Raw genomic sequence first — 25,229 nt, forward strand, 5'->3', positions numbered from 1 at the left:
GTGCAATACCCACACACGCCGCGCGCCCGCTTAGGGCTGGTCGATCACTCCGCGCGCAACACGATCGTCGCGAGCGGCGGCAAGACGAGCGAAGCGGAATGCGGCCAGCCGTGGCTGGCGATCGCGTCGGTATGAATCAGCCCGCCGTTGCCCATGTTCGAACCGCCGTAGACGCCGGCATCCGTGTTCAGCACTTCCGCCCAGCGTCCCTCGCGCGGCATGCCGAGGCGATAGCCGACGCGCGGCACGGGCGTCATGTTGCACACCACCACGAGCTCCTGGCCCGCGCCGTCGGTGCGCCGGTAGGCGAACACGCTGTTGCCGCTGTCGTCGCCGATCAGCCAGCCAAAGCCGCCCGGTTCGCTGTCCAGCAGATGCAGCGCGGACTCGTTGCGGTACAGGTGGTTCAGATCGCGCACCAGCAACTGCACGCCGTGATGGTGCGGATCGTCGAGCAGATGCCAATGTGGCGACGTGTCGTGATCGAACTCCGCCAACTGGCCGAATTCGCCGCCCATGAACAGCAGCTTCTTGCCCGGATGCGTCCACATGAAGCCGAAGTACGCGCGCAGGTTGGCGAACTTCTGCCACCTGTCGCCGGGCATCTTGCCGAGCAGCGAGCCTTTGCCGTGCACCACTTCGTCGTGCGACAGCGGCAGCACGAAGCGCTCCGAGTATGCGTACACCATCCCGAACGTCATGTTGTGATGATGGTATTGGCGATAGACCGGGTCTTCGTGCATGTAATGCAGCGTGTCGTGCATCCAGCCCATGTTCCACTTGAACTGGAAGCCGAGGCCGCCGTCTTCGACGCGCGCCGTCACGCCCGGCCACGCGGTCGATTCCTCGGCGATCGTGATCGCGCCGGGCACGCCGGGCACGTAGCCGACTTCGTGATTGAGACGCTTGAGAAACGCAATCGATTCGAGATTCTCGCGGCCGCCGTAAATGTTCGGCACCCACTCGTCAGCCGCGCGCGAATAGTCGCGATACAGCATCGACGCCACCGCATCCACGCGCAAGCCGTCGACGTGATAGCGCTTTAACCACGCGAGGCCCGACGCCACCAGGAACGCGCTGACCTCGTTGCGGCCGAGGTTGTAGATCATCGTGTTCCAGTCCTGGTGATAGCCTTCGCGCGGATCGGCGTGCTCGTAGAGCGGCGTGCCGTCGAAGTCGATCAGGCCATGCGCGTCGTTCGGAAAATGCGCGGGCACCCAGTCGAGAATCACGCCGAGTCCGGCTTCGTGCGCGCGGTCGACGAAGCGCGCGAACTGCTCGGGCTTGCCGAAGCGCGCGGACGGCGCGAACTGCCCGAGCGGCTGATAACCCCACGAGCCGCCGAACGGATGTTCCGCGATCGGCATGAACTCCACATGCGTGAAGCCCATGCTCTTCACGTAGGGAATCAGCCGCTCCGCGAGTTCGTCCCAATCGAGGCCGCGTTGACCTTCTTCGGCGATACGCAGCCACGATTCCGCGTGTACCTCGTAGATCGAGAGCGGCGCGCGCGCGGTCTGCTTGTCGGCGCGCGACTGAATCCACGCGTGATCGGTCCACGGAAACTGTTCGATCTCGTCGACATGCGCGACCACCGACGCCGTGCCTGGCGGCTTTTCCGTTTGCATCGCGCACGGATCGGCCTTCAGCGGCAACGGATGGCCGTCGCGCGACAGCAGTTCGTATTTGTAGCGCGTGCCCGCGCCGACACGCGGCACGAACAACTCCCACACGCCCGCCTGATGACGCAAGCGCATCGGATGACGGCGTCCGTCCCACGCGTTGAAGTCGCCGACCACCGACACGCGCCGCGCATTCGGCGCCCACACGGCGAAGCGCACGCCGGGCACGCCGTCCACTTCCATCGGCCGCGCGCCGAGGCATTCGAGCACCGCGTACGGGTCGCCGTGGGCGAGGCGGTCCAGCGGCTCGTCGCCGAGCACCGGGCCGAACGAATAGGTGTCCTCGACTTCCTGCACCACGCCGTGCCAGTCGATCCGCAAGCGGTACGGCGCCGCCGACGTGACGCGGCCGGCGAATAGCCCGGGTCGCAACTGTTCGAGCTCGCCGAGGATCGCACCGTCGGCGCGCGCAATCACGGTGACGTGCGCAGCATTCGGCAACAGCGCACGCACGACCGGGCCCGCATCCGTCGAATGCAGCCCGAGCTGCGAGAACGGATCGGGGTGGCGCGCTTCGACGAGCGCGTCGATGTCGAGCGGTTGAAGGCCAGCGGCCGGATCATGCTCACTCATAATCGCCCTCGGCCGGAGTAGGCGGTGTGGCGGCGCCTGGCGCCTGGGTGGATGGGTCGTGATGAACGGGGGTGCCGGTATCACCGAGCAGACGGCTCGTGAGCGCGGCGAGACCACGTACGGGCAAGCTGAGCCACGTCGGGCGGTTGGCCGCCTCGTAGCGGATTTCGTAGGCGGCTTTCTCGATCAGGAACAGATCGAGCAACGACTGTTCGGCCTCGGGTGCCACCAGCGGGGTGGGGGCATCCGCGACCGCCGCGCGGTACTGGACGAGGAAGGCCTCGGTCGCATGCGCGCGGAAGCGGTCGAACAGCGCACGCTTGCGATCCGCGGTCTGCTGCGGCGCGGCTTCCGTGGTGGATTGCGCCGCCGCGCTCGCATACGACAACGAGCGCATCAAACCCGCGACGTCGCGCAGCGGACTCGACTTCTGACGACGCTCCTCGAGCGAACGCGCGGGCTCCCCTTCGAAGTCGATCAGAAACGCGTCGCCCTGCGCGACGAGCACCTGGCCGAGATGGAAGTCGCCGTGAACGCGGATGCACAAAGCGCCCGCGTCGGCGGAGACCAGGTTGCCGACTGCTTCGACGAGGAGGGCGCGGCGGTCGACCAGACTCTGCGCCAATGCCTTGGTGTCTGGATCGCTCATCTGCTCGATGCGCGGCGCGAGCAGATCGAGCGCGGCGGCGAGCATCGTCTGCGTGCCGTCGACCCATGCCTTCACTTGCGCGGCGTCGGCCGGTTGCGGCGCGAACGCCGGGTCGTCGGTCGGCGACGCGAGCGCGACGTGCAGTTCACCGAGCCGTCTGCCGATGATGCCGGCCAGCTCACTGTAGCCTTCCAGCAAAATCACCTCGTTGGCGCGGTCCGGCGCCGTCTGCGCTTCCGTATCGACGGCGATCGCAAGCTCGTCCACCGAACGGCGCAGATAGTCGAGCGACCAGTTCCACGCATCGCCCTGGTTGTCGATGAAGCCTTGCAGGATTGCGAGCGTATGCGGCACGCCCTCGGGATCGACGCGCACCACTTCGCCGTACAGCGGCGCGGTGTTGGCGTAGCCGAGCTGGGTCAGATAGCGGCTGATTTCCGCTTCCGGATGAATCCCGCTGACGAGCCGGCGCACCAGCTTGAGCACGGCGGCGTCGGCGATGATCAGCGAGCTGTTGCTCTGCTCGGCCGCGAGCCAGCGAATCTCCGGCCGATCGCCGACGCTGTCCAGTTCGGCGAAACGTTCAGTGGGCAAGAACCTGATCTCGCTCTTCTGCACGGTCGGCACCACCGCGCGTTCGCGCAGCTTGCGCATCACGTTGTGCGCGAAGATCGGCAGCGCGAACGCGTCCGTCAGATGACCGACGTTGCGGCCGCGCCGCACGCGCGCCAACGCGAGCTGCCTGAAGAGCGGCGTGGTGGTTTCGCCGCCCCACGTGATCGCGATCGGCACGACGTAGCGTTCGGTGTGGTCGCCCACGTCCACTTCGATTTCGGTGAACGCGAAGCCGCCGTTCGGAATCGTGGTCAACGCGGCGAGCCGCACCGCGTGCATCTTCTGATCCTTCGACGCGAACCAGCGGCGCCGGGACAGCCATGACGGCAGCACTTCCGATTCGAGCAGGCGCACGTTCTCCGGCGTCGGGCCGGCCTGGCCTTCGCGGATCACGATCGTGACGAACTCCGGCAGTGGCTCCGAATGCGCCTGCGCCCACGTCGGCCGCTGGTTGCCCGGACACAGCATGAACCACAGGAAGCCGTACGGCGGGAAGGTCAGCAGATAGGTCAGCTGGCCGATCGCGGGGAACACGGAGTCCGCGGTCATTTCGATCGGCACCGTGCCGTCGAATTCGGACAGATCGAGTTCGACCGCTTGCGGCGCGCGCGACAGATTCGCTACGCAGAGGATTGCCGGCTCACCCGGTATTTCGCGCAGATACGCGAGGATCTTGCGGTTTTCCGGCTTCAGGAAACGAATCGTGCCGCGCCCGAAGGTCTGCTTCGCGCGCCGCGTGGCAAGCATGCGGCGCGTCCAGTTCAGCAGCGAATGCGGATCGCGGCTTTGCGCCTCGACGTTGATCGCGTCGAAGCCGTACAGCGAACCCATCACCGGCGGCAGCACCAGTTGTTCCGGATCGGCGCGCGAAAAACCGCCGTTGCGGTCCGACGACCATTGCATCGGCGTGCGCACGCCGTCGCGGTCGCCGAGGTGGATGTTGTCGCCCATGCCGAGTTCGTCGCCGTAGTAGATCACGGGCGTGCCGGGCATCGACAGCAGCAGCGAATTGATCAACTCGATGCGGCGGCGGTCGCGCTCCATCAACGGCGCGAGACGGCGGCGAATGCCGAGATTCAGGCGCGCGCGGCGGTCGCTTGCATAGGTGTTCCACAAATAGTCGCGCTCGGAGTCGGTGACCATCTCCAGCGTCAGTTCGTCGTGATTGCGCAGGAAGATCGCCCACTGGTTCGACTCGGCGAGGTCCGGCGTTTGCCGCATGATGTCGGTGATCGGGAAGCGGTCCTCGCTCGCGATCGACATATAGATGCGCGGCATCAGCGGGAAGTGAAAGGCCATGTGGCATTCGTCTTCGTCGCCGAAATACTCTTTCACGTCTTCCGGCCACTGGTTCGCCTCGGCGAGCAGCATCCGGTTCGGATACTCGGCGTCGATGGTCGCGCGAATCTTCTTCAGCACCGCGTGCGTTTCCGGCAGGTTCTCGTTGTTGGTGCCTTCGCGCTCGACCAGATACGGCACCGCGTCGAGCCGCAGCCCATCGATGCCCATGTCGAGCCAGAACCGCATCACCTGCAGCACTTCCTTGAGCACCGCCGGATTGTCGAAGTTCAGATCGGGCTGGTGCGAATAAAAGCGGTGCCAGTAGTAGGCGCCCGCGACCGGATCATGAGTCCAGTTCGATGGCTCCGAGTCGATGAAGATGATCCGCGTTTCCTGGTACTTCTGATCGGTATCGGACCACACGTAGTAGTTGCGATGATTCGAACCGGGCTTCGCGCGGCGCGCGCGCTGAAACCATGGGTGCTGGTCCGACGTGTGGTTGATCACGAGTTCGGTGATCACGCGGATACCGCGTGCGTGCGCTTCCTGGATGAAGCGCTTCACGTCCGAAATCTGGCCGTAGTCGGGATGCACGTTGCGGTAATCGGCGATGTCGTAGCCGTCGTCACGCCGTGGCGATGGATAGAACGGCAGCAGCCAGATCGCGTTGACGCCGAGTTCGGCGATGTAGTCGAGCTTCGCGATCAAGCCGGGGAAGTCGCCCACGCCGTCGTTGTTCGCATCGAAGAACGACTTGATGTGCACCTGGTAGATGATCGCGTCCTTGTACCAGAGCGGATCGTCGCTCAGGGCCGCGGGTTTGCCGCGCCGATGCGAGCGCGGCCGGGCCGTGTTGGCCGGGGCCGTGCCGACGGGCGCCTGCACCGTGGATTGGGCTGGGTCGTCACGCTTCATATCGCACCTTCCGTTGGGGTTGGGTTGCCAGCGTCTGCGTGATGGGCGCTATCGGAGTCGCTGTCGGTTTCATCCGGGCGTTCGGCGGGCAGGCCGCCGAGCGGCGCGATGCGCCAGATCGAAAACGGCTGGCCCGGGCCGAGTCGCACGTGCTGCCAGCGGCCATGCCATTCGAAGCGCGCGCCGGTCATCTGATCGGTGACTTCGAGCGCGCCGTGATCGTGCAGATGCCAGCGCTGGAACGTGTCCCACGACAGTTCGATGTCCGCGCCCTGTTCGTTGAACGCATCGAGGTTGATCGCGACGACGATCACGTTGTCGCGTGCCTCGGTCGCTTTCTCGAACAGCAGGATGTGGTCGTTGTGCGCGGTGAGGAACGTCAGGCCGAGATGCGTTTGCAGCGCCGGGTTGGCGCGGCGAATCCGGTTCAACGCGGTGATCTCGCCGGTGATGTTGCCGGGCCGGTTCCAGTCCCATGCGCGCAACTGGTACTTCTCGGAGTCGAGATACTCTTCGCTGTTCGGCAGCGCGGCGGCTTCGCACAACTCGAAGCCGCTATACACGCCCCACAGGCCCGCCAGCGTCGACGCGAGCGCCGCGCGAATCAGAAAGCCCGAACGTCCCTGCGATTGCAGATGCCGGGGGTTGATGTCCGGCGTATTGACGAAGAAATTCGGCCGGTAGAAATCACGCGCATCGGTGCGCGTGAGTTCGTTCATGTACTCGATGAAGTCGCGCTTCGATTCGCGCCACGTGAAGTATGTGTACGACTGCGAGAAGCCGATCTTGCCGAGCCGGTTCATCATGCGCGGACGCGTGAACGCTTCGGCAAGGAAGATCGTCTCGGGATAGCGCGCGCGCACGTCGCCGATCATCCATTCCCAGAACGGCAGCGGCTTGGTGTGCGGATTGTCGACACGGAAAATCTTCACGCCCGCTTCGATCCAGAACAGGATCACGTCGCGCAGCGCCAGCCACAGGCCGGGCTTGGCGTCGTGCGCGTAGAAGTCGGGATTGACGATGTCCTGATACTTCTTCGGCGGATTTTCCGCGTAACGCAAGGTGCCGTCCGGACGCCATGCGAACCACGTCGGATGCTCCTTGAGCCAGGGGTGATCCGGCGAGCACTGGATCGCGAAGTCGAGCGCGATTTCGAGGCCGTGCGCGTGCGCGGCGGCGAGCATCGCCTTGAAGTCGTCGAGCGTGCCCAGTTGCGGATGCACGCCCGTATGGCCGCCTTCGGCCGCGCCGATCGCATACGGACTGCCGACGTCGTCCGGCTGCGCAGTCAGCGTGTTGTTGCGGCCTTTGCGGTTCGTAAGGCCGATCGGGTGAATCGGCGGGAAATACAGCACGTCGAACCCCATCTCGCGGATGCGCGGCAGTTTCGTCGTCACGTCGGCGAAGGTGCCGTGGCGCGATTCGTCGTCGCTCATCGAGCGCGGGAAGATCTCGTACCAGCTCGCGAAGCACGCGGCGGTGCGGTCCGCGTCGATCTTGTAGATCACCGGATCGCGACTCAGGAACGGCCGGTGGCGCGCGGCCGTCATCGCCTTCGCGGTGCTCGGCGCGAGAATCAGCGCGAGCTTCGTCTCGACGTCGGCCTTGGTGAAGAGCTTGACGATGTGTTCGAGCGGCTCCTTCGCCGCGCCTTCGGTCGTCTCCACTTCGGCAAGCACCAGCGCGAACAGGTGCGCGGCTTCGTCGAGTTCGAGCTCGACGGTCTGGCCCGCCTTCAGCTTCTTCTGGATGTGCTCGACGAGCGAGGCGAAGTCGTCGCGCCACGCGATCACCGTGAACTCGTGGCGGCCCAGCCGTTCGAGCGGAATGCGCGCTTTCCAGATGTCGAGGCCCGCGGGCTGCGCCGGGGCCATCAGCACTTCGTGCCAGGCGGTTTCGTCGGCGGCGCGCCAGATCACGGCGGCGGCGATCTTGTCGTGACCTTCGGCGAAGATCGCGGCGCTGATTTCGGCGTGCTCGCCCACCGTGCGCTTGGCGGGAAAGCGGCCGTGGTCGACCGAGGGCGTGACGCTCTCGATCGCCACGCGCGGCGCGTCGAGCGCTTCGAGCACGGTCTTGCGGCCGCTGCGCTTGCTGTTCGCCTTGTCGATGGGCGGCGCGAGGCGGATCGGCTTTTCGCTTACCGCGCGGAACAGGCGCACGGCGCCGGGCGCTAGCGTGAAGGGCGTCAAGCCGGCGGGTTCGACGTGTCCCGGCGTATCCAGCGGCACGAAGCGCGTGAAATTGCCCGGCACGCCGGCGAGGAAGCGTGCCGGATCGACGCGCAGCGGCGCGCCGAGTTCGGGATTGACGGCGATCAGGACCGCTTCGGCGGCGTCGCGCAGGTCCGGCTGGTCGGCGCGCAGCAGCAGGGCAGTGGGTGCGCCGGGCCCGCTCAGCGGGCGCAGTTCACCATTGGCGTGCAGCGTCTTCGTCGTGCGCGCGAGTTCGTTCGCGCGCGTGACCCGTTCGGTGAGATCGAATTTCTTCGCTTGCACGGCGAGCGCGAATTGCGAAGCGTCGCCGCGCGTTTGCGACATCGGCTCCGTGACGCCGTATTCGAAACCCATCGGCATCATCCAGCCGGTGCCGAGCGCGACCGACGTGAAGAGCGCGCGCCGGTACGCCCGTTCGACGATTGCGGCGTCGTGGACGTCGCTCAGCTCGGCGGCAAGCCGCGTGCCGTACGGCGCCTCGGGGAAGGCAATCGGTCCGCCGGCGCGCGCGAGCACCGCGTGCTCCTCGACCATCCAGCTCGAGCGGAAGTCCCACCAGCGCACCGACGAAAACACGCTATCGAAGCCCGCGTCGGCAAGGCCGAGCAGATCGCCGCGGGCGAGACCCGGCGTCGCGGCGAGCAAACGCGCGTCGGGATGCTTGGCGCGCAGCGCATCGCCGAGTTGCCGCCAGACGGCCGCCGGCACACGATGCGGCGAATCGAACCGGAAGCCGCCCACGCCCGCGTCGGCGAGCGCCAGCAACTGTTGCGTCCACCAGTCGACCAGCGCGGCACGGCTGCCCGCGTCGCCGAAGTTCGCATACGCGACGTTGTCCTCGCGATGCACGTGGCGCGGATCGAGCCGCGCCTCGTCGGACTCGAATGCATGGAACCAGTCGGCATGTTCAGCGTACAGCGCGCCATCGGCGGCCATCCGGTCAATCACCAGATCGACCAGCAGCGTCAGGCCGTGCTGGCGGGCGGCGTCCGCGAGCGTGCGGATCGCGTCGGTGGCGGGCCGGTTGGCCTCGAACACCGGATGCAGCCGGGCGTGGTTGCCGACCACCTGTCCGTGGCCGGCCTGTCCGGGCTCGAAGAGACTGCCGATTAGCGCGTGATCGAAGCCCAGCGCGGCTGCGTGAGCGAACTGCGCAGGCCATGCATCGAGCGGCCCAACCAGCAGTGAATGAAAAAAGTAAATCCGCGGCGCGTACCCGTTTGGAGATTCCATCGGTCGTTTCCAGATTCGTCCTGCTGCGGTGTGGATGCAAGTGGCATGCGATCACAGCGCTCATTGGGCTTCCAGAGCCGGATGCCGCGCGATGCAAAAGCGAGGGCGCGTACTGGTCAATGTAGTGCAAAGATCGTCACGCCGCTGGCCAGTCGAGGGTGCTTTGACGCCAGACGCGGTCGCATGAGGCTGGTCAGAACTATCCGGAGGAGGCAGCAAACCATGTGCCAGTCGGCGCAGGATGGGATCGAGGGGCGGATTTTCGCGCGCCTGGAAGGAAGGCGCGCCGACGAACAGGACGCGACGAAAGCGTGCCAACACGCGCTCCACGTGTAAAACCGGCGGGCGCCGGCCGGGTTTTACACAGCGCGCAGGACAAGCCGCATGGTTATCGCAAAAGGCGAACTTGCGGCAGCGGGCGGGTGCGTGTGGGCCGCCTAGGCCGCATAGCCCACGCTAAGAGCCAAGCAGGCCCGCTGCGATATTCACGCACAAGCCCAGTACGGCAACATTGAAATAGAACGACAGAACCGATTGTGCGAGCGCGGCGCGGCGAATCGTACGCGAGCGCAACATCACGTCGGACGTTTGCGACGCCACGGCGATGGTGAACGAGAAATACAGAAAGTCCCAGTAGTTCGGTTCGAGCTTGTGATCGGGAAACAGCAGCGCGGTTTCCTTGGCATCGGTGTCGAAATAGAGCCGTGCGTAGTGCTGCGTGAAAATGGTCGGAATCAGAAACCACGCGCCGATCAGCGTGAGGCCGGTCAGCAGGTAGTGCCATGCGCTCGACGACCCGGCGGTTCCCTTGGCCGACGCCAACTCCATCACGATCGCCGCGATACTCGCGATGGTCGCCAGACAGATGACACATAGCACGACGCCCGCGTTTTCGTCATCGCGTACTGCGTGTTCGCGGACCCGATGTTCGTCGGCGAGGGCCATGTGCACCCAGATCATCAACAGGTAACTCCAGATCGCGGCGTCCCAGCCGATCAGCGCGCGCGCCATCGAACTCGTGTGGATGGGCACCATCAGCGCGACCACGATGCCGATGACGAGGCCGATCACCGTTCTGGGTCGATTGCGAAGAACCTGCGGATAGTATTTTGTGAGCATGGAGTCAGGGGCAAGGGCGTCGTGTCGCGGATTCTACTCGCGCGCCGGCGAGCATTCGTCGAATCGGTTGGTCGCCGCTATAGTTTTGCGCAGCGGCCTTGCGTGCCGCTTTCAGTTGAAAGGCAACCGGCAGGCAGCGTCGCACGTTGGAAAACGACTCACCATCTGGAGTGCCCATGACAGATGTTTCCTGAAGATAACGATGCGTTCCAGCCAGTGACGCATCCCGCCGGGATATCGTCGCCCTCTTTGTCTTCGCCGTCACCGTCGTATTCCCGTTCGTATTCAGCCTCGCGCAGTGCATGGGTGCTCGGCGCCTGCGTCGCCGCGGCGGCGCTCGCGTTCGGTGGCGCGGGCCGCTCGTTGCGTTTGTTTCGTCGATCGCCTTGGCGCTCGCCGACGCGCCGCCCGCAATAGACTGCGCCAGATCGGTGCGTTCCCGGTAAGAAAGGCCGGAAACACGCTGTTTTTGCGTCGATTTGGGTCATTTTTGCTTGCCGAGGCGCCAAGATACGATAGGCACCCCGCATACGCACTCGCGGCTGCAGCATTATCATGAGCAAATGTCCTCCGTACTCGTTAACCCAGTTCAGCATCACGCTGCCAATGCGAGCGGTCGCGACTTCGTGGTCGGCGATCTGCACGGCTGCGTCGATGCGTTGCGCTATCTGCTGCGCCTCATCGCGTTCGATCCGGCGCGCGACCGGCTCTTTTCGGTCGGCGATCTGGTCGATCGCGGCGAACATTCCGAGCAGGCGCTGGCGCTGCTCGACAAGCCGTGGTTTTTCGCCGTGCTCGGCAACCACGAAGACACGCTCTGCGCTGTCGCCGACGGGCGTTTGCGGCGTCAGTGGTGGTATGGAATCGGCGGCGCGTGGGCGGCGAACCTGCCGGACGAACGCTTGCAGCATTACGCGGAGCGGCTGCGGCCGCTGCCGCTCGTGCGCGTGGTGGGGAGCGGCAAGGAGCGCTTCAATATTCTGCATGCCGAATTTTTCGGCACCGACGCCGAGCTCGACGCGGGGAATTTTTCGGCCGATACCCGCCAGCAATTGCTCTGGGGACGCGACCTCGCGGTAGGCAACGCCGATCCGCTGCGGCAGCGCGGACTCTCTCTGACCTATTGCGGCCATACGCCGATGCGCGACATCACGCAGATCGGCTCGCAGGTGTTCATCGACACCGGCGCGTTCGGCCCCGGCGGCAAGCTGACGATCGTGCAGCCGCAGGCGCTGCTGCGCTGGTCGATTTCGGTCGAGGAAGCGCGCGCCGAAGGGGCGGCCGCGCTGGCGCTGCCCTGATCCGTTCGCGCTGCCCGCGGAGCTTCGTGCAGGCCGGTTCGGCCAGTCAGCCGACCTGGCTGAGTTCGAACACCATATCCACGCTCCTGCCGTTCCAGTTGTATTCCAGATACGCCGCGTGGTGGCAGTCGCGCAGCAGCGTGGTCCGGAACGCGGCGAGGCACTCGCCGCTGCTATCTCGCACCGACGGATACACGATGCCCGGCGCACCCGCCTCGCGCACGGCGCGGCCGAGCGACTGCCCGGCCAGATAGTCGTCCGGCGACAGCACGTCGAGATCGCGCGACGCGTCGTCGCGCAGATCGACCACGCTGCCTTGCGCCGCCACCGTGTAGAGGCGCATCTGCTGGCGCATCGGCGGCTCGGCGGTTGCCTCCAGAAATTTCCCCGTGTGATAGCGCGTTTCGGCGATCGCGGTGGCGCGCGAGCGGGCGCAGTAGAACACGCCATACGTGCCGTCGGAGAAGCGGCTGCCGAGCGGATTCAGATGCGTCAACGCGGCCATGATCGGCCCATAACCCGGGCCGAAGCGGCGTTCTTCGCGCGGCACCAGGTCGAGTTCGCCGACTTCGGTGCGCAGCCGGTCGTTGGTCATCGCTTCGAGCGCGTAGAGCGCGTCGAAATCTTCGGGGGAGGCGACGCGGTCGAATAGATTCACGGCCGGAAAACGCGTCGGAATCACACGGTACGCGGGCGACCAGTCAAGCTGCGCGGATGGCCAGCGGTCCTGCCAATGCGGTTGTGTCACGCCCAGCCGCCTCGCATCGCGTCGAGATACTGGCGCACGGCCACGAGATCGCTGATGTTGCCCGCCAGCATGCGGTCCAGCGCGCGGCGGCCGCCGAATGGCGGCGCGCTGTTGGGGCGTTTGATCCAGGTGTCGGCGGCGCTGGGTTGCGGCAGCAGGATTTGCAGCGCCTTGTAGATGCCGAGCAGCAGTGACAGACGCTCGAGCGTGTCGCGTCCGAGGCGCGCCGTCTCGGGCGTTGCTTTCCATTTGAAGAAAGTGGAGCGGCCCGGCGAGCCGAGCAGTACGATCTGCTCGTCGGCGTTCAGGTCCCAGTCCCGCGCGATGTTGAAGAATGCGCGCAGACCCGCCGCCGACATCTGCGGGAACGTGGGTGCCGAAACGGGCCGGCGAATCGGCTCTTCGGGCGAGTTGAGGCGGGCAGCGTGAGCCATATCGGGGTAAGTCCCTACGTGTACTGAATATTGATATTAGTCCAAATATGGATTTTTGCAAGAGAATATAATCCTGGCTCGTTATGGAGTCGAAGATCAGGAGAAGCAGCAGATGTGGGTTCGAGCAGTAGCAGCGGCGCTCGCCGTTTGGTGTGTATCGGGGGCGGCTATGGCTGCGGGGTATACGGAGGTTTGGAATCCGCCCGAGGCGAGCAGGCATGCCGCGAAGCCGGCGAAAAAGAAGGGGGCGGTGGCCAAGCTCAAGGCGGGTTCGAAGGTCGACGCAAAGGCGGGCTCGAAGCACGCGGTTAGCGCTGCCGGGCATAAGGCGCCGCGTGTGGCGTCGGCAGGAGGAAGCGCAGCGGGTACCTCGGCCCATGGCGGAGTGAAGAAGGTCGCGGCGAAGGGCAAGGGCTGCATCAAAGTATCGGCCGCGTGCAAATCCGGCACGAAAGCCGTCGTGACGGCACAGGCTAAAAAGCCGCATGCGTCGCTCGCGCAGACGCAGGCGAAGTCGCATCAAGACAAGATCGTCCATGCCAACCTGGTTCAAAGCGGCACCGCGCGTGCCCATCCGGTCAAGGTCGCGGCGAAACCGGCGGCCTCGCACATGAACGCGCCGGCCGCGTCCGCAAACGTTAGCGCCGCTGCGCCCGACGCAGCCACCAATCCGGCGACCGCCAGCAGCGGTTCGCTGCCGCCGATTCTCCGCTGATCCCGACTCACGCGGCGCGTTTGCGTCCGGGCTTGCCGCCCGGCGGTTCCCCTGCTGTGCGGTCCGGCTCGACCAATGCCGCCGACACCGGCCGGTAGCGCATCGTGCCGAGCCTGATCCGCGACTGGGCGAGCCTAGCGGCGCGTCACGCGGTCGCCAGCCCGTTCGTTACCAGACGCAGCGTTTCCACCGAGCGCGGGTCGCGCACCCGCGAATGCAACGTAACGCGCGACTCCGGCAGCGCCGGCAAGCCAAGCCGCGCGCCGACATCGACCAGACCGCGCGGCGCCACCCTGCGCGCCAGCGGCGACACGGCCAGTCCCGCCGCCACCGCCGCGCCGACGGCCGCGACCCCGCCGCCGATGAATACCTCCTGCCACGCAATTCCCGCCTCCTTCAGCGTGCGCAGCGCCACGTCGCGCACGTTGCAGGGCGGACTCAGCAGCGCCAGCGCCAACGGGTTGCCGGCTCTCGGCAGCCACGCGGGTGTCGCGAGCCAGCCGAGTGGTTCGCTGAACAGCACTTGCGCGTCGTCGCGCGGCGGTTCGTCGGCGCCATAGCGGACGATCGCCGCATCGAGCCGACGCTCATCGAATTGCGCGAGCAGCGCCGCCGACTGGCCCATATGTAACTCGACCACCAGACCGGGGTCGTGCGCATTGAGCCGGCCGAGCAGCAGCGGCAGATCTGGGCCGGCGACGTGCTCGCTGAGCCCCAGCACGAGCCGTCGGCGCTCCACTGACAATGAACCCAGCGCGCGCTCGTGTGCGTTCAGCAATTCGCGCGCGGCGGCAAGAAACGCGTGGCCGTCGGCGGACAGGCGCACCACGCGCGGCGTTCGCTCCAGCAATTGCTTGCCCAGATGCGCTTCCAGCCGTTTGAGCTTCAGACTGACGGCCGATTGCGTCGTGTCGAGCGCGTCCGCTGCACGCGTGAAACTATGCAGATCGGCGACCAGAACGAAGGCTCGTACCGCATCGAGATCGAGAACTTTCATTTCTAATGAATATAGATGAAATAGCCAATGATGTCTGTTTATTATGGCTGGGCGCACCTAAGCTGTGTTTACTCAATCGGGGCAAGCAAAGGAGGTTCATCATGCCGCTCACACGAATCGCATTGCGCGCCGGCAAGCCGGCCGAATACCGGAAAGCGCTGACCGAGGGCATTCAGCGCTCGCTGGTCGACACTTTTAACGTGCCGAAGGACGACCAATTCGTGCTGATCACCGAGCACGAGGCCGACAATCTGATCTATGACCGGCGGTATCTGAATATCGAGCGGAGCGACGATTTCGTCGTGATTCAACTGACTGTGAGTAACACGCGCTCGATCGAGCAGAAGAAGGCGTTGTACCGGCGCATTGTCGATGAGCTGGAGAAGTCGCCGGGGGTACGGCGAGAGGATGTGTTCATCAGTCTCGTCGAGGTGGTGAAGGAGAACTGGTCGTTCGGGAATGGCGTGGCGCAGTATGCTGAGTGAATGAGTGGGCCGCTTCCCTCAGGCGGGGCCGCGTGGCGCGTGTTCCATGCGACCTGTGGAGATCGGCCGCCGCTCCCTCCGGAGCCGCCGAAGCGCACAACTTAATCTGCCGATATCTCTTTGTTTTGCGCCACGCCATTTTGCGTCGACCTGTATCCCCCCGACAATGACGTGCAATTTGGTAAGCTAACCTTTACACCCGGTGCCGGCGTGGTTCCAACGAGACCTGACCGGGTGGATTTTGAGTGGGGACGACTTTTGACGTGAGAAAATCGGACACCGCAAGACATCGAATGCGCTAATCCAGTCTGACCGCCTCAAGCGGTGCAGCGGCTCGACCCTCGGCGAACACCGCTACATCCGCGCGCCAAACAGCGGGGGCGAGACTAGAACGTATCCCAGTCACTATTCCCACTCGCGGGCGCCCGCTTCGGCAGCGCACCTGCAGACTTCGCCGACACCTCGCCGACCACAGGCCTCATCGTCGCAGCAAAGCCTCGAGCCTCCCCAATACGAAACACCGACACAGCCTGCTTCATCTTCCCCGCCTGCCCTTCAAGCGACTGCGCAGCCGCCGCGGCCTGTTCAACGAGAGCCGCATTTTGCTGCGTGGTCTCGTCCATTTGCGTCACGGCTTGGCCGACCTGCTGGATACTGCGGTTCTGTTCTTCGGAGGCCGCGGCGATCTCGCCGACGATATCCGACACGCGGCGAATCGCTTCCTTGATATCGACCATCGTCGCACTGACTTCCGACGCCTGCTGCGTGCCGCCCTGAATCGTCGCGACCGAGGTCGAGATCATGTCCTTGATCTCCTTTGCCGCGCTGGCCGAGCGCTGCGCGAGACTGCGCACCTCGCTTGCGACGACCGCGAATCCGCGCCCCTGCTCACCCGCGCGCGCGGCCTCGACCGCCGCGTTCAGCGCGAGGATGTTGGTCTGGAACGCGATGCCTTCGATCACACCTGTGATTTCGGAAATTCTCGCCGAACTGCCGCTGATCTGACCGATCGTCTGCACCATCCCTTCGACGGCGGTGCTGCCCGTGTCGGCGACATTGGCGGCTTTCAGCGCGAGCGTATTCGCATGACGCGCGTTGTCGCTGTTCTGGCTGACCGTCTGCGTCAGTTCCTGCATGCTGGCCGCGGTCTGTTCGAGCGAGGCGGCCTGCTCTTCGGTCCGCGCGGACAAGTCGATGTTGCCGCTGGCGATCTGTTTCGACGCCACGCTGACCGATTCGGCGCTTTCGCGAATCGAGCCGATCGTCGTCGCGAGCCGCTCCTGCATGCGCGCGACGGCGTACAGGATGCTGCGGCGATCTGCGGCGCCGGCGTCGACACGTGCGCTCAGGTCGCCGCTGGCAATCTGCTCGACAACCTGCGCGACCGCGGCCGGTTCACCGCCGATCTGCCGCACGACCGCGCGCGTGACCACCAGCCCGAGGCCAATGGCAACCGCCACGCCGACGAGCGCGCAGATCGCGATCCACCACGTCACCGACGCGACCAGCGTGGCGCCGTCAGCGACACGCTGCTTCGCGAGCTCGTCGCGCACGTCCGACAATTTGATCATCAAGGTGCGCAGCTTGACATGCATCGGGTCGGTGGTCGATTTCAACTCGGTGAGCGCACCCGTCTGGTCTCCCTGGTCGGCGAGCGCTTCGACCTTCGCGACCGACTTCATATAGGCCGGCCACGTGGTGTCGAAATCGCTGAGCAACTGCCTTTGCGCGTCGTTGGATGCGTGCGTGCGTTCGTAGTCGAACGCGGCAAGGATGGCGGCTTCGCCACCGTGATTCAGTCTGACCGTGTCGGCCCTGCCGGCAGGATCGGGGTTCAGGATGTACGAATACAGCCGGCGAAAATGCGAAGCGGCCTGCCATGCGGCGGTGCCGTCCTGGCGCACCGGAATGAATTCGCGATCGTACATTTCGGTCTGCATCGTCGCGACTTCGCGCACCTTGAGCACACCAACCGTACCGACGATGGCAGTAACGAATGCGCACAGCATCAATGAGCCCACAAGCTTCTGGCTAAGCTTGAGATTGGAAAGCCACTGCATCTTGCAAAATCTCTCGATCGGAATAAAGGGGGGGCGCCGACTTCATGTTGTCTAATAAAAATTCTGATTGTCTGACGTTCAGGCTGAATAACGGCATCCAGGGCGGCTTCTGAAGCCTGACGCGCCGGTCGAGTGGGCGGTGGCTCAGGTACGCGTCGTTATAATGATTCGCTGTCCGTTCCGGACCTTCCACCGTTCGCGCCATGACATCCGACCGCACCGATCCTTCCCACGAATCTCTTGAACTCGGCGGTTCTGTCTGGTTCCAGGCCGGCGCGCAGACGCTCGGCGGCGCGCCGCGCATTGCGCTGCTCGCGGCGATTGGCGAAACCGGCTCGATCACCCGCGCGGCGAAAGCGGTCGGCATGAGCTACAAGGGTGCATGGGACGCCGTCGATACAATGAACAACCTCGCCGGCGAGCCCCTCGTCGTGCGCCTGACCGGCGGCAAAGGTGGTGGCGGCACCACGCTCACGCCGCGCGCGGTGAAGCTGATCGAGACGTTTCACGCTGTCGAACGCGAACATCGGCGCTTTCTCGAACGCGCCGGCGCGGCGATCGAAGGCTTCGCGACGGATTGGGATTTGATCGGCCGCATCGGCGTGAAGACCAGCGCGCGCAATCAGTTCTACGGCACCGTGTCGGCAATCACGCGCGGCACGGTCAACGACGAAGTCTCGCTGGCGCTGCCGGGTGGGCACACGATCGTCGCCGTCCTCACGCATGAGAGCACCGAGGCGCTGGGCCTGGTCGAGGGTGTGGCCGCATTCGCGCTGATCAAGGCGTCGTGGGTCGTGCTGCTCGTCGACGACGAGAGCGGCGCGCCGCTCAAGCTGTCGGCGCGCAATCAGTTGCGCGGCGCCGTGCAGAGCGTGAAGCGAGGCGCGGTGAATGCCGAGGTGTCGCTGATGCTTGAGGGCGGCGCGGTCGTCACGGCGGTGGTCACTAACGAAAGCGTCGATGCGCTCGGTCTCGCGGAAGGCTCGAACGCCGTCGCGGCGTTCAAGGCCTCGAGCGTGATTCTTGGGGTGAAGGATTGAGGCCGGCGCAGGGGGCGATGGCGCAAACCGCACCCGTAAAAGCTGGTCCGCGCAGCGTGCCCGCTTGAGTCAAAGCTCGCTACGCGCGTAGCCCGCAAACGGGTGATTCTCGCGCACGCAACCATCGCTGACTTGCACGACCTGATCGCCGAACGCGGCGACGTCGTCGGGATCGTGTGTGATCAACACCATCGGAATATCGAGCCGCGTTTGCAGGTCCGACAGCTCCTCGCGCATGCGCCGGCGCAATGCGCTATCGAGCGCGGAAAAGGGCTCGTCCAGCAGTAGCAGCCGGGGTTGCGCGACCAGCGCCCGCGCCAGCGCCACACGCTGCTTCTGTCCGCCCGACAACTGCACCGGATGATTGCCCGCGACGTTCTTCAATTCCAGCGCGTCGAGCCAGTAGTCGACTTGCGGATGCGCGTGCCGCGCGCGCGGATTGAACCAGCCCTGTCGCAAGCCGAAGCCGATGTTCTGCCGCACGTTCAGATGCGGAAACAGCGCGTAGTCCTGAAACAGGTAGGCGATCTTGCGCGCTTGCGGTTTCAGATCGACACCGCGCGTGCTGTCGAACAGCGCGTCGCCATGCAGCGTGATCGCGCCTTCGTCGGGACGCAGGAGCCCGGCGATCGCCTGCAAGGTCAGACTCTTGCCCGCACCGGACGGCCCGAACAACACCACGCGCTGGGTGGTCGCCCGGAACGACACGTCGAGCATGAAGCGACGCTCGGCGCTCTCGAAAGTCTTGCGAATGTCGACGGCGAGCGGCATATCAGCGCGAACTCAAAAGCGTGTGCTGCGGCACCAGACGGCCCGCGAGCAGCAGGATCACCACGCACGTCGCCGAGGTCACGAGCACGAGGAAATTCGCGGTGCTGTCGTCGCCGGCCTGCACGGCTGAATACACCGCCACCGAGAGCGTTTGCGTGCGGCCCGGCAGGTTGCCCGCGATCATCAGCGTCGCGCCGAATTCGCCGAGCGCGCGCGCGAACGCCAGCAGGCCGCCCGCGAGAATGCCGCGCGCGGCGAGCGGCAGGGTCACGCGAAAAAAGACCGCCGTTTCGCTGACGCCGAGGGTGCGCGCGGCCCGTTCGAGCTGGGGATCGACGGATTCGAACGCGGCGCGCGCCGATTTCAGCACCAGGGGAAACGCCACGACTGTCGAGGCGATCACCGCCCCCTGCCAGGTGAACACCAACTGGATGTCGAAGCGGTCGAGCCACGCGCCGATCACGCCGCGGCGTCCGAGCAGCACGAGCAGGTAGTAGCCGAGCACAGTGGGCGGCAGCACGAGCGGCAGCATCAGCAACGAATCGATCACGTCGCGCGCGCCGGAGCGCCAGCGCGACAAACCAAAGGCCGCCGCGACGCCGAACACCAGAGTGAGCGCGGTAGCCCAACCCGCCACTTTCAACGACAGCAGAAGCGGAATCCAGGCCTGTTGCATGAGCGCGTGCGAGTCCCGTTGGCGTTAATGGGCGGGCCTGAAGCCGTACGTCGCGAGCACGCTCTGGCCGGCCGGCGACATCACGAAGTTCATGAAGGCCTGGGCATCGGCCGCGTGACGGCTGCCTTCGACCTGCGCGATCGGATAGGTGATCGGCGTTTGCGTCGGCACGTTCAGCGCGACCTTGACCTTGTCCGGCATGACCGCGGCGTCGGTGCTGAATACGAAGCCCGCGTCGACTTCACCACGCGCCACATAGTCGAGGCTCTGACGCACGTTCGACGCCAGCACGGCCTTCGCGCTTACCGCGTCCCATACGCCGGCGGCCTGCAGCGCGTCCTGCGTATAGCGGCCGACCGGCACCGAGGCCGGATCGCCGAATGCGATCCGTTTCACGTTCGCCGACGCCAGATTGTTCAACGTAGCCGGTGCGAAACGGCTGTCGGCCGGCACGATCAGCACCAGCGAATTGGCGGCAAAGTCGCGGCGCGTGGCCGGCACGATCACCTTTTCGGCGGCGGCCTTGTCCATGGCCTTCTGATCCGCGGAGGCGAACACGTCGGCGGGCGCGCCTTTGACGATCTGCTGCATCAACACGTCGGAAGCGCCGAAGTTCAGCAACACCTTGGTGCCCGGATGCTGCTGCTCGAAGACGTCGCTGACTGCCTTGAACGCGTTGGTGAGACTGGCGGCGGCGGAGACGACGAGTTCGTCGGCGCGAGCATTCGCGCTGATCACGACGGACAGCGCACTGGCGACGCACAGCGCGTGTTTCAGAAAGCGGCGGGCAAGTGTCATGGAGGAGCAGGGTGTCCGGCGCGGACCGGAGCGGCAGGTTAAAACGCTATCGTAATATATGACTGGTTATAACGGTACCCACGACGAAACGTGAACCACGCGGATAAAGCGCTTCGGGATGCAGCAGGGGGTGTCAGACGCGGGGCGCGTGCGGCGGCGCGAGCGTGTTCAGCGTTTGCGAGAGCGGCGCCGTGGCCGGATGGACATTGCGTAGGGCTTTCCACCTGGCCCGGATGAAAGGCCTGTCATGGCCAGATACGGTCAGCGCGATGTTCGTCACCCAGCGCTGGGTCGGCACGTGTACGCCGTGCATCAGCACAGCGAGAACGAGCATGCTGATCGCGACCGGCAGTGCCGACAGACGGCCCGGTTCGGCATTCCACGCCATGCGCACGAACACCAGCGCAGCCAGTGCGCCGACGAGGCAACCCGTGACCGCTTCAGACGGCGAATGAGCACTCAGCGCGACGCGCGACAAACCCACCGCAATCCCCGCAGCCAGCCCCAGCACGACGCCGATCAGCCGGACGGCGGGACGCGCGGGCAGCAGCATCAGGAACAGCGCGACCGGATAGACGGCAGTGGATAGCATTGCGTGTCCGCTGACGCCGGTGAAATCCAGCTCGCGCACGCCGACGCCCCAGCCGAGAAACGCCAGCTTGGTGACGGTCACCAAGCCGATCGCCGCGCCGAGCAGCAACAGCCAGCCCGCCGCCATGCGCCACGTATAGCCAAGCGCCAGCCAGAGCGCGATGGCGAACGCGAGCGGCAATGTCATGCCGGCCCCGCCGAGACTGGTGATCGAATACCACAAATGAAGAGGTAAATCGGGCATGGCAAAGAGTGCGGCCCAGGCCGCGTAGAGTCGGATCGGTGAAGAAAATGGACGCGGCGCAGGCCCGCACATCAATTGAATTAGCCGCCAGTATAGACGGCTGTTGCATCGCGGTCTCGCGAGGCATCGCGCCGTTGGCCGCCGAACGTTAGGTGCCGAACAGGCGCTGAATCAGTTCGACGCCTACACGCTTCGAAGGTTCGCCGGGTGGACTGTTGGACGTGGCTGCCATCTTGGGTGTCAGCATCGCATGAGGATTGGTGTTATTGTGCATTGCACAACGAAACGTCGTTCGAGATGGAATCGAGCGAATCCTGTCCCTTTTTGCGAGGTTATCCGCCGATGGCAAAAAGCCTATCGAAAATCTGGCTGCGCGGGCTGAAGCGGCTGCTCGCGATTCAAATCGAGCACGCTCAAAAGACCACCAAGCGCCTCACGCCGCGGACGACGCGGACCGCCACCCCCAAACCATCGAGCAAGGTTCGGCCAGTCAAGCCGGCGGCCGCGCTGCGCGTGCCCGCCAAGCGCGAGACGCCGCGCGCCACCGTACGCGAGTCGCGGGTGCGCCCGCGCGCGTCGGCCTGGACGAGCGGCTCGTGGACGCGTTCGTTCCATTCCGCGCCGGCCGCGCCCGGACGACTCGTCAATCACCTTCAATACGGCCTGTATATCCCGTCGGGACACGCGTTGGAGGCGATGCCGCTGGTCGTCATGCTGCACGGCTGTACCCAGTCGATCGACGAATTCGCCGAAGGCACGCGGATGAACGTGCTGGCGGACCGCTTCGGCTTTGCCGTGGTGTATCCGGAGCAGTCGAAGCATGCGCATTCGCACCGCTGCTGGCATTGGTATGACGCGGGCGAAAACGCCGGCGGGGCCGAGGCGCGCGCCGTGGTGTCGCTCGTGGACGCGCTGGTTGCGCAACATGGCTTCGATTCCGAGCGCGTCTACGTGGCGGGGATTTCCGCCGGTGCGGGCCTGACGGCGTTGCTCGCCGTCAAATATCCCCAGCATTTTGCCGCAGTCGCGTTGCATTCGGGCCCCGCTTTCGGCGAAGCCCGCTCCGGCATTACCGCGATGGACGTGATGCGGCGCGGTGCGCGCCGCGAGCCGGCTGAGCTCGCCGACGAGATGACCGACGTCGCCCTCTACCCCGGCATGCCGGCGATCGTAATCCACGGCGACGCCGATCACGTCGTCGCACCGGTCAATGCCGATCAATTGGCGGAGCAATTCCTCCGCCTGAACCGGATCGTCGACACGAACGGCGCCCGCAAGTCCGGCGAAGTCCGCGAAGAGCGCAAGGGCGGCGTCGTGACGCGCGATTTCGTGCGCGGCGGGCGGCGCGTGGTGCGGCTGTGCCGGGTGCAAGGGCTCGCTCACGCCTGGAGCGGCGGCGACGACGCCGTGCCGTTCCACTCGTCGAAAGGCCCGGATGCGAGCGCCATGGTGTGGGAATTCTTCAAGCATCAGCGCCGCACCGGCGCGGGCCGTATCGCGGAAAGCGCCGCCACAGCGGCCTCGTCGGCAGGACGGTGACTCGGAAACAACGCTTCGAAAATGAGTAGTAGCGCGATCCTAGGGTTTTCCCTATAATACGGGTTATCCCTTAGGAGTTAACGCCTAAATTCATTGCCGAGGTCGATCATGTACCTGCTTAGCCGACTGTTCCTCTTTCTGACGAAATCGCCCGACCAACTCGCGAAAGAGCGCGCCGACGCGTTCCTCGCCGAAGCGACCGATCTGTACGATCTCGAATTCCGCATGCGCAAGCTCGACCGCGAGGCGAACGTCCGCCAGCCGTCGTGGATGAGCCAGCACTAAGCTGAGCGCGTCAAAAGCATCGGCGCGTAGTGAAACGCCGATGCCCGGGGCGAAGCGCCCGAGCCATCACGCACGTTCACCCAGGCTGACGCAAAGAACGGCTTACACAGCCAGATTCAATTGCCACAGCGCGTAATTCAACACCGCAGCGAACGCCACCCAGGTGACGTACGGCACCAGTAATACGCCGGCCAAGCGGTCCCGTCGCCAGAACACGAATGTCAGCGCGACGATCAGGATCAGCAGAATCACGATATCGGCCAGCGCAAGATCCGGTCGATGCAGGCCGAAAAACAGCCACATCCACGCGGCGTTGAACAGCAACTGCACTACCCACAAGACGATCGCCGAACTCGAACCGTCGCGCTTCCACACGCGCCACGCGGCAATCGCCATCAGCACATAAAGCACCGTCCAGGCTGGCGGGAACATCCAGTTGGGTGGATTGAACCCGGGTTTTTGCAGCGACGCGTACCAGGCATCGGGCAGAAACTGGCTCGCGACCAGCCCGGTAGCTAGCGTCAAAATCAGAAATACGAGCAGCGACGGCAAACGGCGCATCTTCATCTCCGCTTGAAGTATCGAGCGAGCAGCGTAAGCGGGCGCTCACTTGCCAAAACGTGCCAACGTGCGAGCGCGTGCTTCGGCGTGATCGACAATGGGCTCCGGATAGTCCTTGCCCAGCTCCACGCCGAATTCCGCGAGCTGCTGCGCACCGGCCTGCCACGGCGCGTGAATCCATCTGGACGGCAGATTCGCAAGCTGCGGCAAATAGCCTTTGATAAAGCGCCCCTCGGCATCGAATTTTTCGGATTGCGTGATCGGATTGAAGATCCGAAAGTACGGCTGCGCATCGCATCCGGTCGACGCCGCCCATTGCCAGCCGCCGTTGTTCGCCGAGAAATCAAAGTCGTTCAGTTGTTGGGCGAAATAGCGCTCGCCGAGCCGCCAGTCCACGCCCAGATCTTTCACCAGAAAGCTCGCTGTGACCATCCGCAGACGGTTGTGCATGTAGCCGGTGCGGTTCAGTTGCAGCATCGCGGCGTCGATCAGCGGATAGCCGGTGCGGCCGTCGCACCAGGCGGCGAACGCTTCGTCGGCCTGTGGGCCTCGCTCCCAGCGTAGCCGGTCGTACTCCTGCCTGAACGATGCGCCGCTCGCCAACCGCGGATGATGCGCGAGGATCATGAAGTAGAAGTCCCGCCAGATCAGCTCCGACAGCCACGTGGCCGAACCTTGTCCGTCGGGTTGCAACGACATCTCGTGGGCGAGGCGCGCGAGCGTGCGGATCGACACGGTGCCGAAGCGCAGATGGACCGATAGATAGCTCGGGCCGTTGGCGGCCGGGAAGTCGCGCCGCTCCGCATAACTGTCGATGCGGCTCATAAAGTCGTCGAGCAGGCTCTGGGCGCCGCTCATGCCGGTGACCAACTTCAGTTCCGCGAGATTGCTCGGCGCGAAGCCGAGCTGGTCCAGCGCGGGCAATTTCCGGTCGAGCGTTCGCGGCGGCGCTGCCAGATGCTTCGCATAAGTTTCCACCGGATACGGCTTCAAATCGAAGGCCGTCAATTGCTTGAGCCACGCGTTCCTGTACGGCGTGAACACCGTGAACGTCTTGTTCTGGCCGGTCAACACCTCGTCGCGTTCGAAAATCACCTGATCCTTGAACGTCAGCCACTGGCGCCCGGCTTCGGTGAGACGCTCACGCACCGTCTCATCTCGCCCGATCGCGACCGGCTCGTAATCGTGATTCGCGAATACCGCCTCGACACCCAATTCCGCGGCGAGACTGGGGATGAGGTCGACCGGATCGCCGTACAGCACGATCAGGCCGCCGCCTTTCGCGCGCAACGCATCGTCCAGTTCATGCAGCGATTCGAGGATGAATTCGACGCGGCGGTCCTGCATCAGCGTGCCCGGATGACGAACCTGCCAGGCGTCGACGAGCGGTTGCAGGATCGTCGTGTCGAATACGAACGCGCACCAGACCTGCTCGCAATGCTTGAGCGCGTAGTAGAGGGCAGCGTTGTCGGTGTTGCGCAGATCGCGGCGGAACCAGACCAGACCGGTGTCGAAGGAGTCGTTCAGTCGTCGGGCGCGTGTCATCGGGATGGTCGGTCTTCGGTCGGGGTGAAAAGGATGCGCCGCACCAGGCGGCACGGGCCGGTGTCGCAGATTGCGTGCCGCGTGCGCAAAACGCAACAACGCCCGCCCCTATTGTGCAGGGTGCGGGCGTTGTTCGTGGCGGCGCGCGGGTAGCGC

21 protein-coding genes are annotated in these 25,229 nt (G+C 65.0%); 6 read left to right on the forward strand and 15 right to left on the reverse strand.

All coding sequences use genetic code 11. The annotated features are described in order from the left end of the window. Positions 1 to 44: 44 nt before the first annotated feature. The 5 genes from glgB to B0G69_RS41045 form a co-directional block, all read right to left on the reverse strand. Positions 45 to 2,255, reverse strand: coding sequence for a 1,4-alpha-glucan branching protein GlgB (gene glgB / locus B0G69_RS19560; RefSeq protein ID WP_121320220.1), 2,211 nt, complete (start codon positions 2,253 to 2,255; stop codon positions 45 to 47). Then, the gene (gene treS, locus B0G69_RS19565) at positions 2,248 to 5,715 is read right to left on the reverse strand and encodes a maltose alpha-D-glucosyltransferase (RefSeq protein WP_121320222.1); all 3,468 of its coding nucleotides are present in this window, start codon (positions 5,713 to 5,715) and stop codon (positions 2,248 to 2,250) included. Before treS ends, glgB begins: the two co-directional genes overlap by 8 nt. Further along, a complete protein-coding gene (locus B0G69_RS19570; RefSeq protein ID WP_121320224.1) occupies positions 5,712 to 9,164 on the reverse strand; it encodes a maltotransferase domain-containing protein in 3,453 nt (1,150 codons plus the stop codon). Before B0G69_RS19570 ends, treS begins: the two co-directional genes overlap by 4 nt. Positions 9,165 to 9,620: 456 nt before the next feature. Continuing rightward, entirely contained in the window at positions 9,621 to 10,283 is a 663-nt protein-coding gene (locus B0G69_RS19575) for a DUF1345 domain-containing protein (RefSeq protein ID WP_121320226.1), read from the reverse strand. A gap of 158 nt (positions 10,284 to 10,441) precedes the next feature. Then, entirely contained in the window at positions 10,442 to 10,771 is a 330-nt protein-coding gene (locus B0G69_RS41045; protein WP_158608957.1) for a hypothetical protein, read from the reverse strand. A gap of 75 nt (positions 10,772 to 10,846) precedes the next feature. Between B0G69_RS41045 and B0G69_RS19585 the strand changes: the two genes are divergently transcribed. After that, positions 10,847 to 11,584, forward strand: coding sequence for a metallophosphoesterase (locus tag B0G69_RS19585; protein ID WP_199731293.1), 738 nt, complete (start codon positions 10,847 to 10,849; stop codon positions 11,582 to 11,584). 46 nt (positions 11,585 to 11,630) lie between these two features. Here the strand turns inward: B0G69_RS19585 and B0G69_RS19590 are convergent, their stop codons facing one another. Continuing rightward, entirely contained in the window at positions 11,631 to 12,332 is a 702-nt protein-coding gene (locus B0G69_RS19590) for an RES family NAD+ phosphorylase (RefSeq protein WP_121320228.1), read from the reverse strand. Beyond that, entirely contained in the window at positions 12,329 to 12,691 is a 363-nt protein-coding gene (locus B0G69_RS19595; protein WP_084585494.1) for an MbcA/ParS/Xre antitoxin family protein, read from the reverse strand. Before B0G69_RS19595 ends, B0G69_RS19590 begins: the two co-directional genes overlap by 4 nt. Positions 12,692 to 13,016: 325 nt before the next feature. On the opposite strand from B0G69_RS19595, the gene B0G69_RS19600 reads away from it, so the two are divergent. Beyond that, a complete protein-coding gene (locus B0G69_RS19600) occupies positions 13,017 to 13,481 on the forward strand; it encodes a hypothetical protein (RefSeq protein WP_347232488.1) in 465 nt (154 codons plus the stop codon). A 145-nt stretch (positions 13,482 to 13,626) separates the two neighbouring features. On the opposite strand, the gene B0G69_RS19605 is transcribed toward B0G69_RS19600, so the two are convergent. Continuing rightward, complete coding sequence (locus B0G69_RS19605) at positions 13,627 to 14,478, reverse strand: LysR substrate-binding domain-containing protein (RefSeq protein ID WP_121320232.1); 852 nt, start codon at positions 14,476 to 14,478, stop codon at positions 13,627 to 13,629. A gap of 101 nt (positions 14,479 to 14,579) precedes the next feature. On the opposite strand from B0G69_RS19605, the gene B0G69_RS19610 reads away from it, so the two are divergent. Next, complete coding sequence (locus B0G69_RS19610) at positions 14,580 to 14,963, forward strand: tautomerase family protein (protein WP_121320234.1); 384 nt, start codon at positions 14,580 to 14,582, stop codon at positions 14,961 to 14,963. 386 nt (positions 14,964 to 15,349) lie between these two features. Here B0G69_RS19610 and B0G69_RS19615 read toward each other — a convergent pair whose 3' ends face one another. Then, positions 15,350 to 17,023, reverse strand: coding sequence for a methyl-accepting chemotaxis protein (locus tag B0G69_RS19615; RefSeq protein WP_121320236.1), 1,674 nt, complete (start codon positions 17,021 to 17,023; stop codon positions 15,350 to 15,352). A gap of 203 nt (positions 17,024 to 17,226) precedes the next feature. Between B0G69_RS19615 and B0G69_RS19620 the strand changes: the two genes are divergently transcribed. Beyond that, positions 17,227 to 18,063 carry a TOBE domain-containing protein gene (locus tag B0G69_RS19620; RefSeq protein WP_121320238.1) on the forward strand — a complete coding sequence of 279 codons (837 nt, stop codon included), beginning with the start codon at positions 17,227 to 17,229 and terminating at the stop codon, positions 18,061 to 18,063. A gap of 69 nt (positions 18,064 to 18,132) precedes the next feature. Here the strand turns inward: B0G69_RS19620 and B0G69_RS19625 are convergent, their stop codons facing one another. The 4 genes from B0G69_RS19625 to B0G69_RS19640 all read right to left on the reverse strand — a co-directional run bounded on the left by B0G69_RS19625 (position 18,133) and on the right by B0G69_RS19640 (position 21,143). Then, complete coding sequence (locus tag B0G69_RS19625) at positions 18,133 to 18,834, reverse strand: ATP-binding cassette domain-containing protein (RefSeq protein WP_121320240.1); 702 nt, start codon at positions 18,832 to 18,834, stop codon at positions 18,133 to 18,135. 1 nt (position 18,835) lies between these two features. Beyond that, positions 18,836 to 19,510 (reverse strand): molybdate ABC transporter permease subunit, encoded by a 675-nt coding sequence (gene modB, locus B0G69_RS19630; protein ID WP_121320242.1) that lies wholly within the window; start codon positions 19,508 to 19,510, stop codon positions 18,836 to 18,838. A gap of 24 nt (positions 19,511 to 19,534) precedes the next feature. Beyond that, positions 19,535 to 20,308 (reverse strand): molybdate ABC transporter substrate-binding protein, encoded by a 774-nt coding sequence (modA, locus tag B0G69_RS19635; RefSeq protein WP_121320245.1) that lies wholly within the window; start codon positions 20,306 to 20,308, stop codon positions 19,535 to 19,537. A gap of 133 nt (positions 20,309 to 20,441) precedes the next feature. After that, positions 20,442 to 21,143, reverse strand: coding sequence for a phosphatase PAP2 family protein (locus tag B0G69_RS19640; protein WP_121320247.1), 702 nt, complete (start codon positions 21,141 to 21,143; stop codon positions 20,442 to 20,444). Positions 21,144 to 21,485: 342 nt separating this feature from the next. Between B0G69_RS19640 and B0G69_RS19645 the strand changes: the two genes are divergently transcribed. Together B0G69_RS19645 and B0G69_RS19650 are read left to right on the forward strand one after the other, a co-directional pair. Further along, the gene (locus tag B0G69_RS19645) at positions 21,486 to 22,682 is read left to right on the forward strand and encodes a PHB depolymerase family esterase (RefSeq protein WP_121323778.1); all 1,197 of its coding nucleotides are present in this window, start codon (positions 21,486 to 21,488) and stop codon (positions 22,680 to 22,682) included. 108 nt (positions 22,683 to 22,790) lie between these two features. Further along, positions 22,791 to 22,967: a DUF3563 family protein gene (locus B0G69_RS19650; RefSeq protein WP_074766744.1), complete on the forward strand. Its 177-nt coding sequence runs from the start codon at positions 22,791 to 22,793 to the stop codon at positions 22,965 to 22,967. 102 nt (positions 22,968 to 23,069) lie between these two features. Here the strand turns inward: B0G69_RS19650 and B0G69_RS19655 are convergent, their stop codons facing one another. Together B0G69_RS19655 and B0G69_RS19660 are read right to left on the reverse strand one after the other, a co-directional pair. Further along, complete coding sequence (locus B0G69_RS19655; RefSeq protein ID WP_121323779.1) at positions 23,070 to 23,528, reverse strand: TspO/MBR family protein; 459 nt, start codon at positions 23,526 to 23,528, stop codon at positions 23,070 to 23,072. A 45-nt stretch (positions 23,529 to 23,573) separates the two neighbouring features. Continuing rightward, entirely contained in the window at positions 23,574 to 25,073 is a 1,500-nt protein-coding gene (locus tag B0G69_RS19660) for a deoxyribodipyrimidine photo-lyase (RefSeq protein WP_121320249.1), read from the reverse strand. Positions 25,074 to 25,229 lie beyond the last annotated feature (156 nt).

Source organism: Paraburkholderia sp. RAU2J (assembly GCF_003634845.1).
GTDB lineage: Bacteria > Pseudomonadota > Gammaproteobacteria > Burkholderiales > Burkholderiaceae > Paraburkholderia > Paraburkholderia fynbosensis.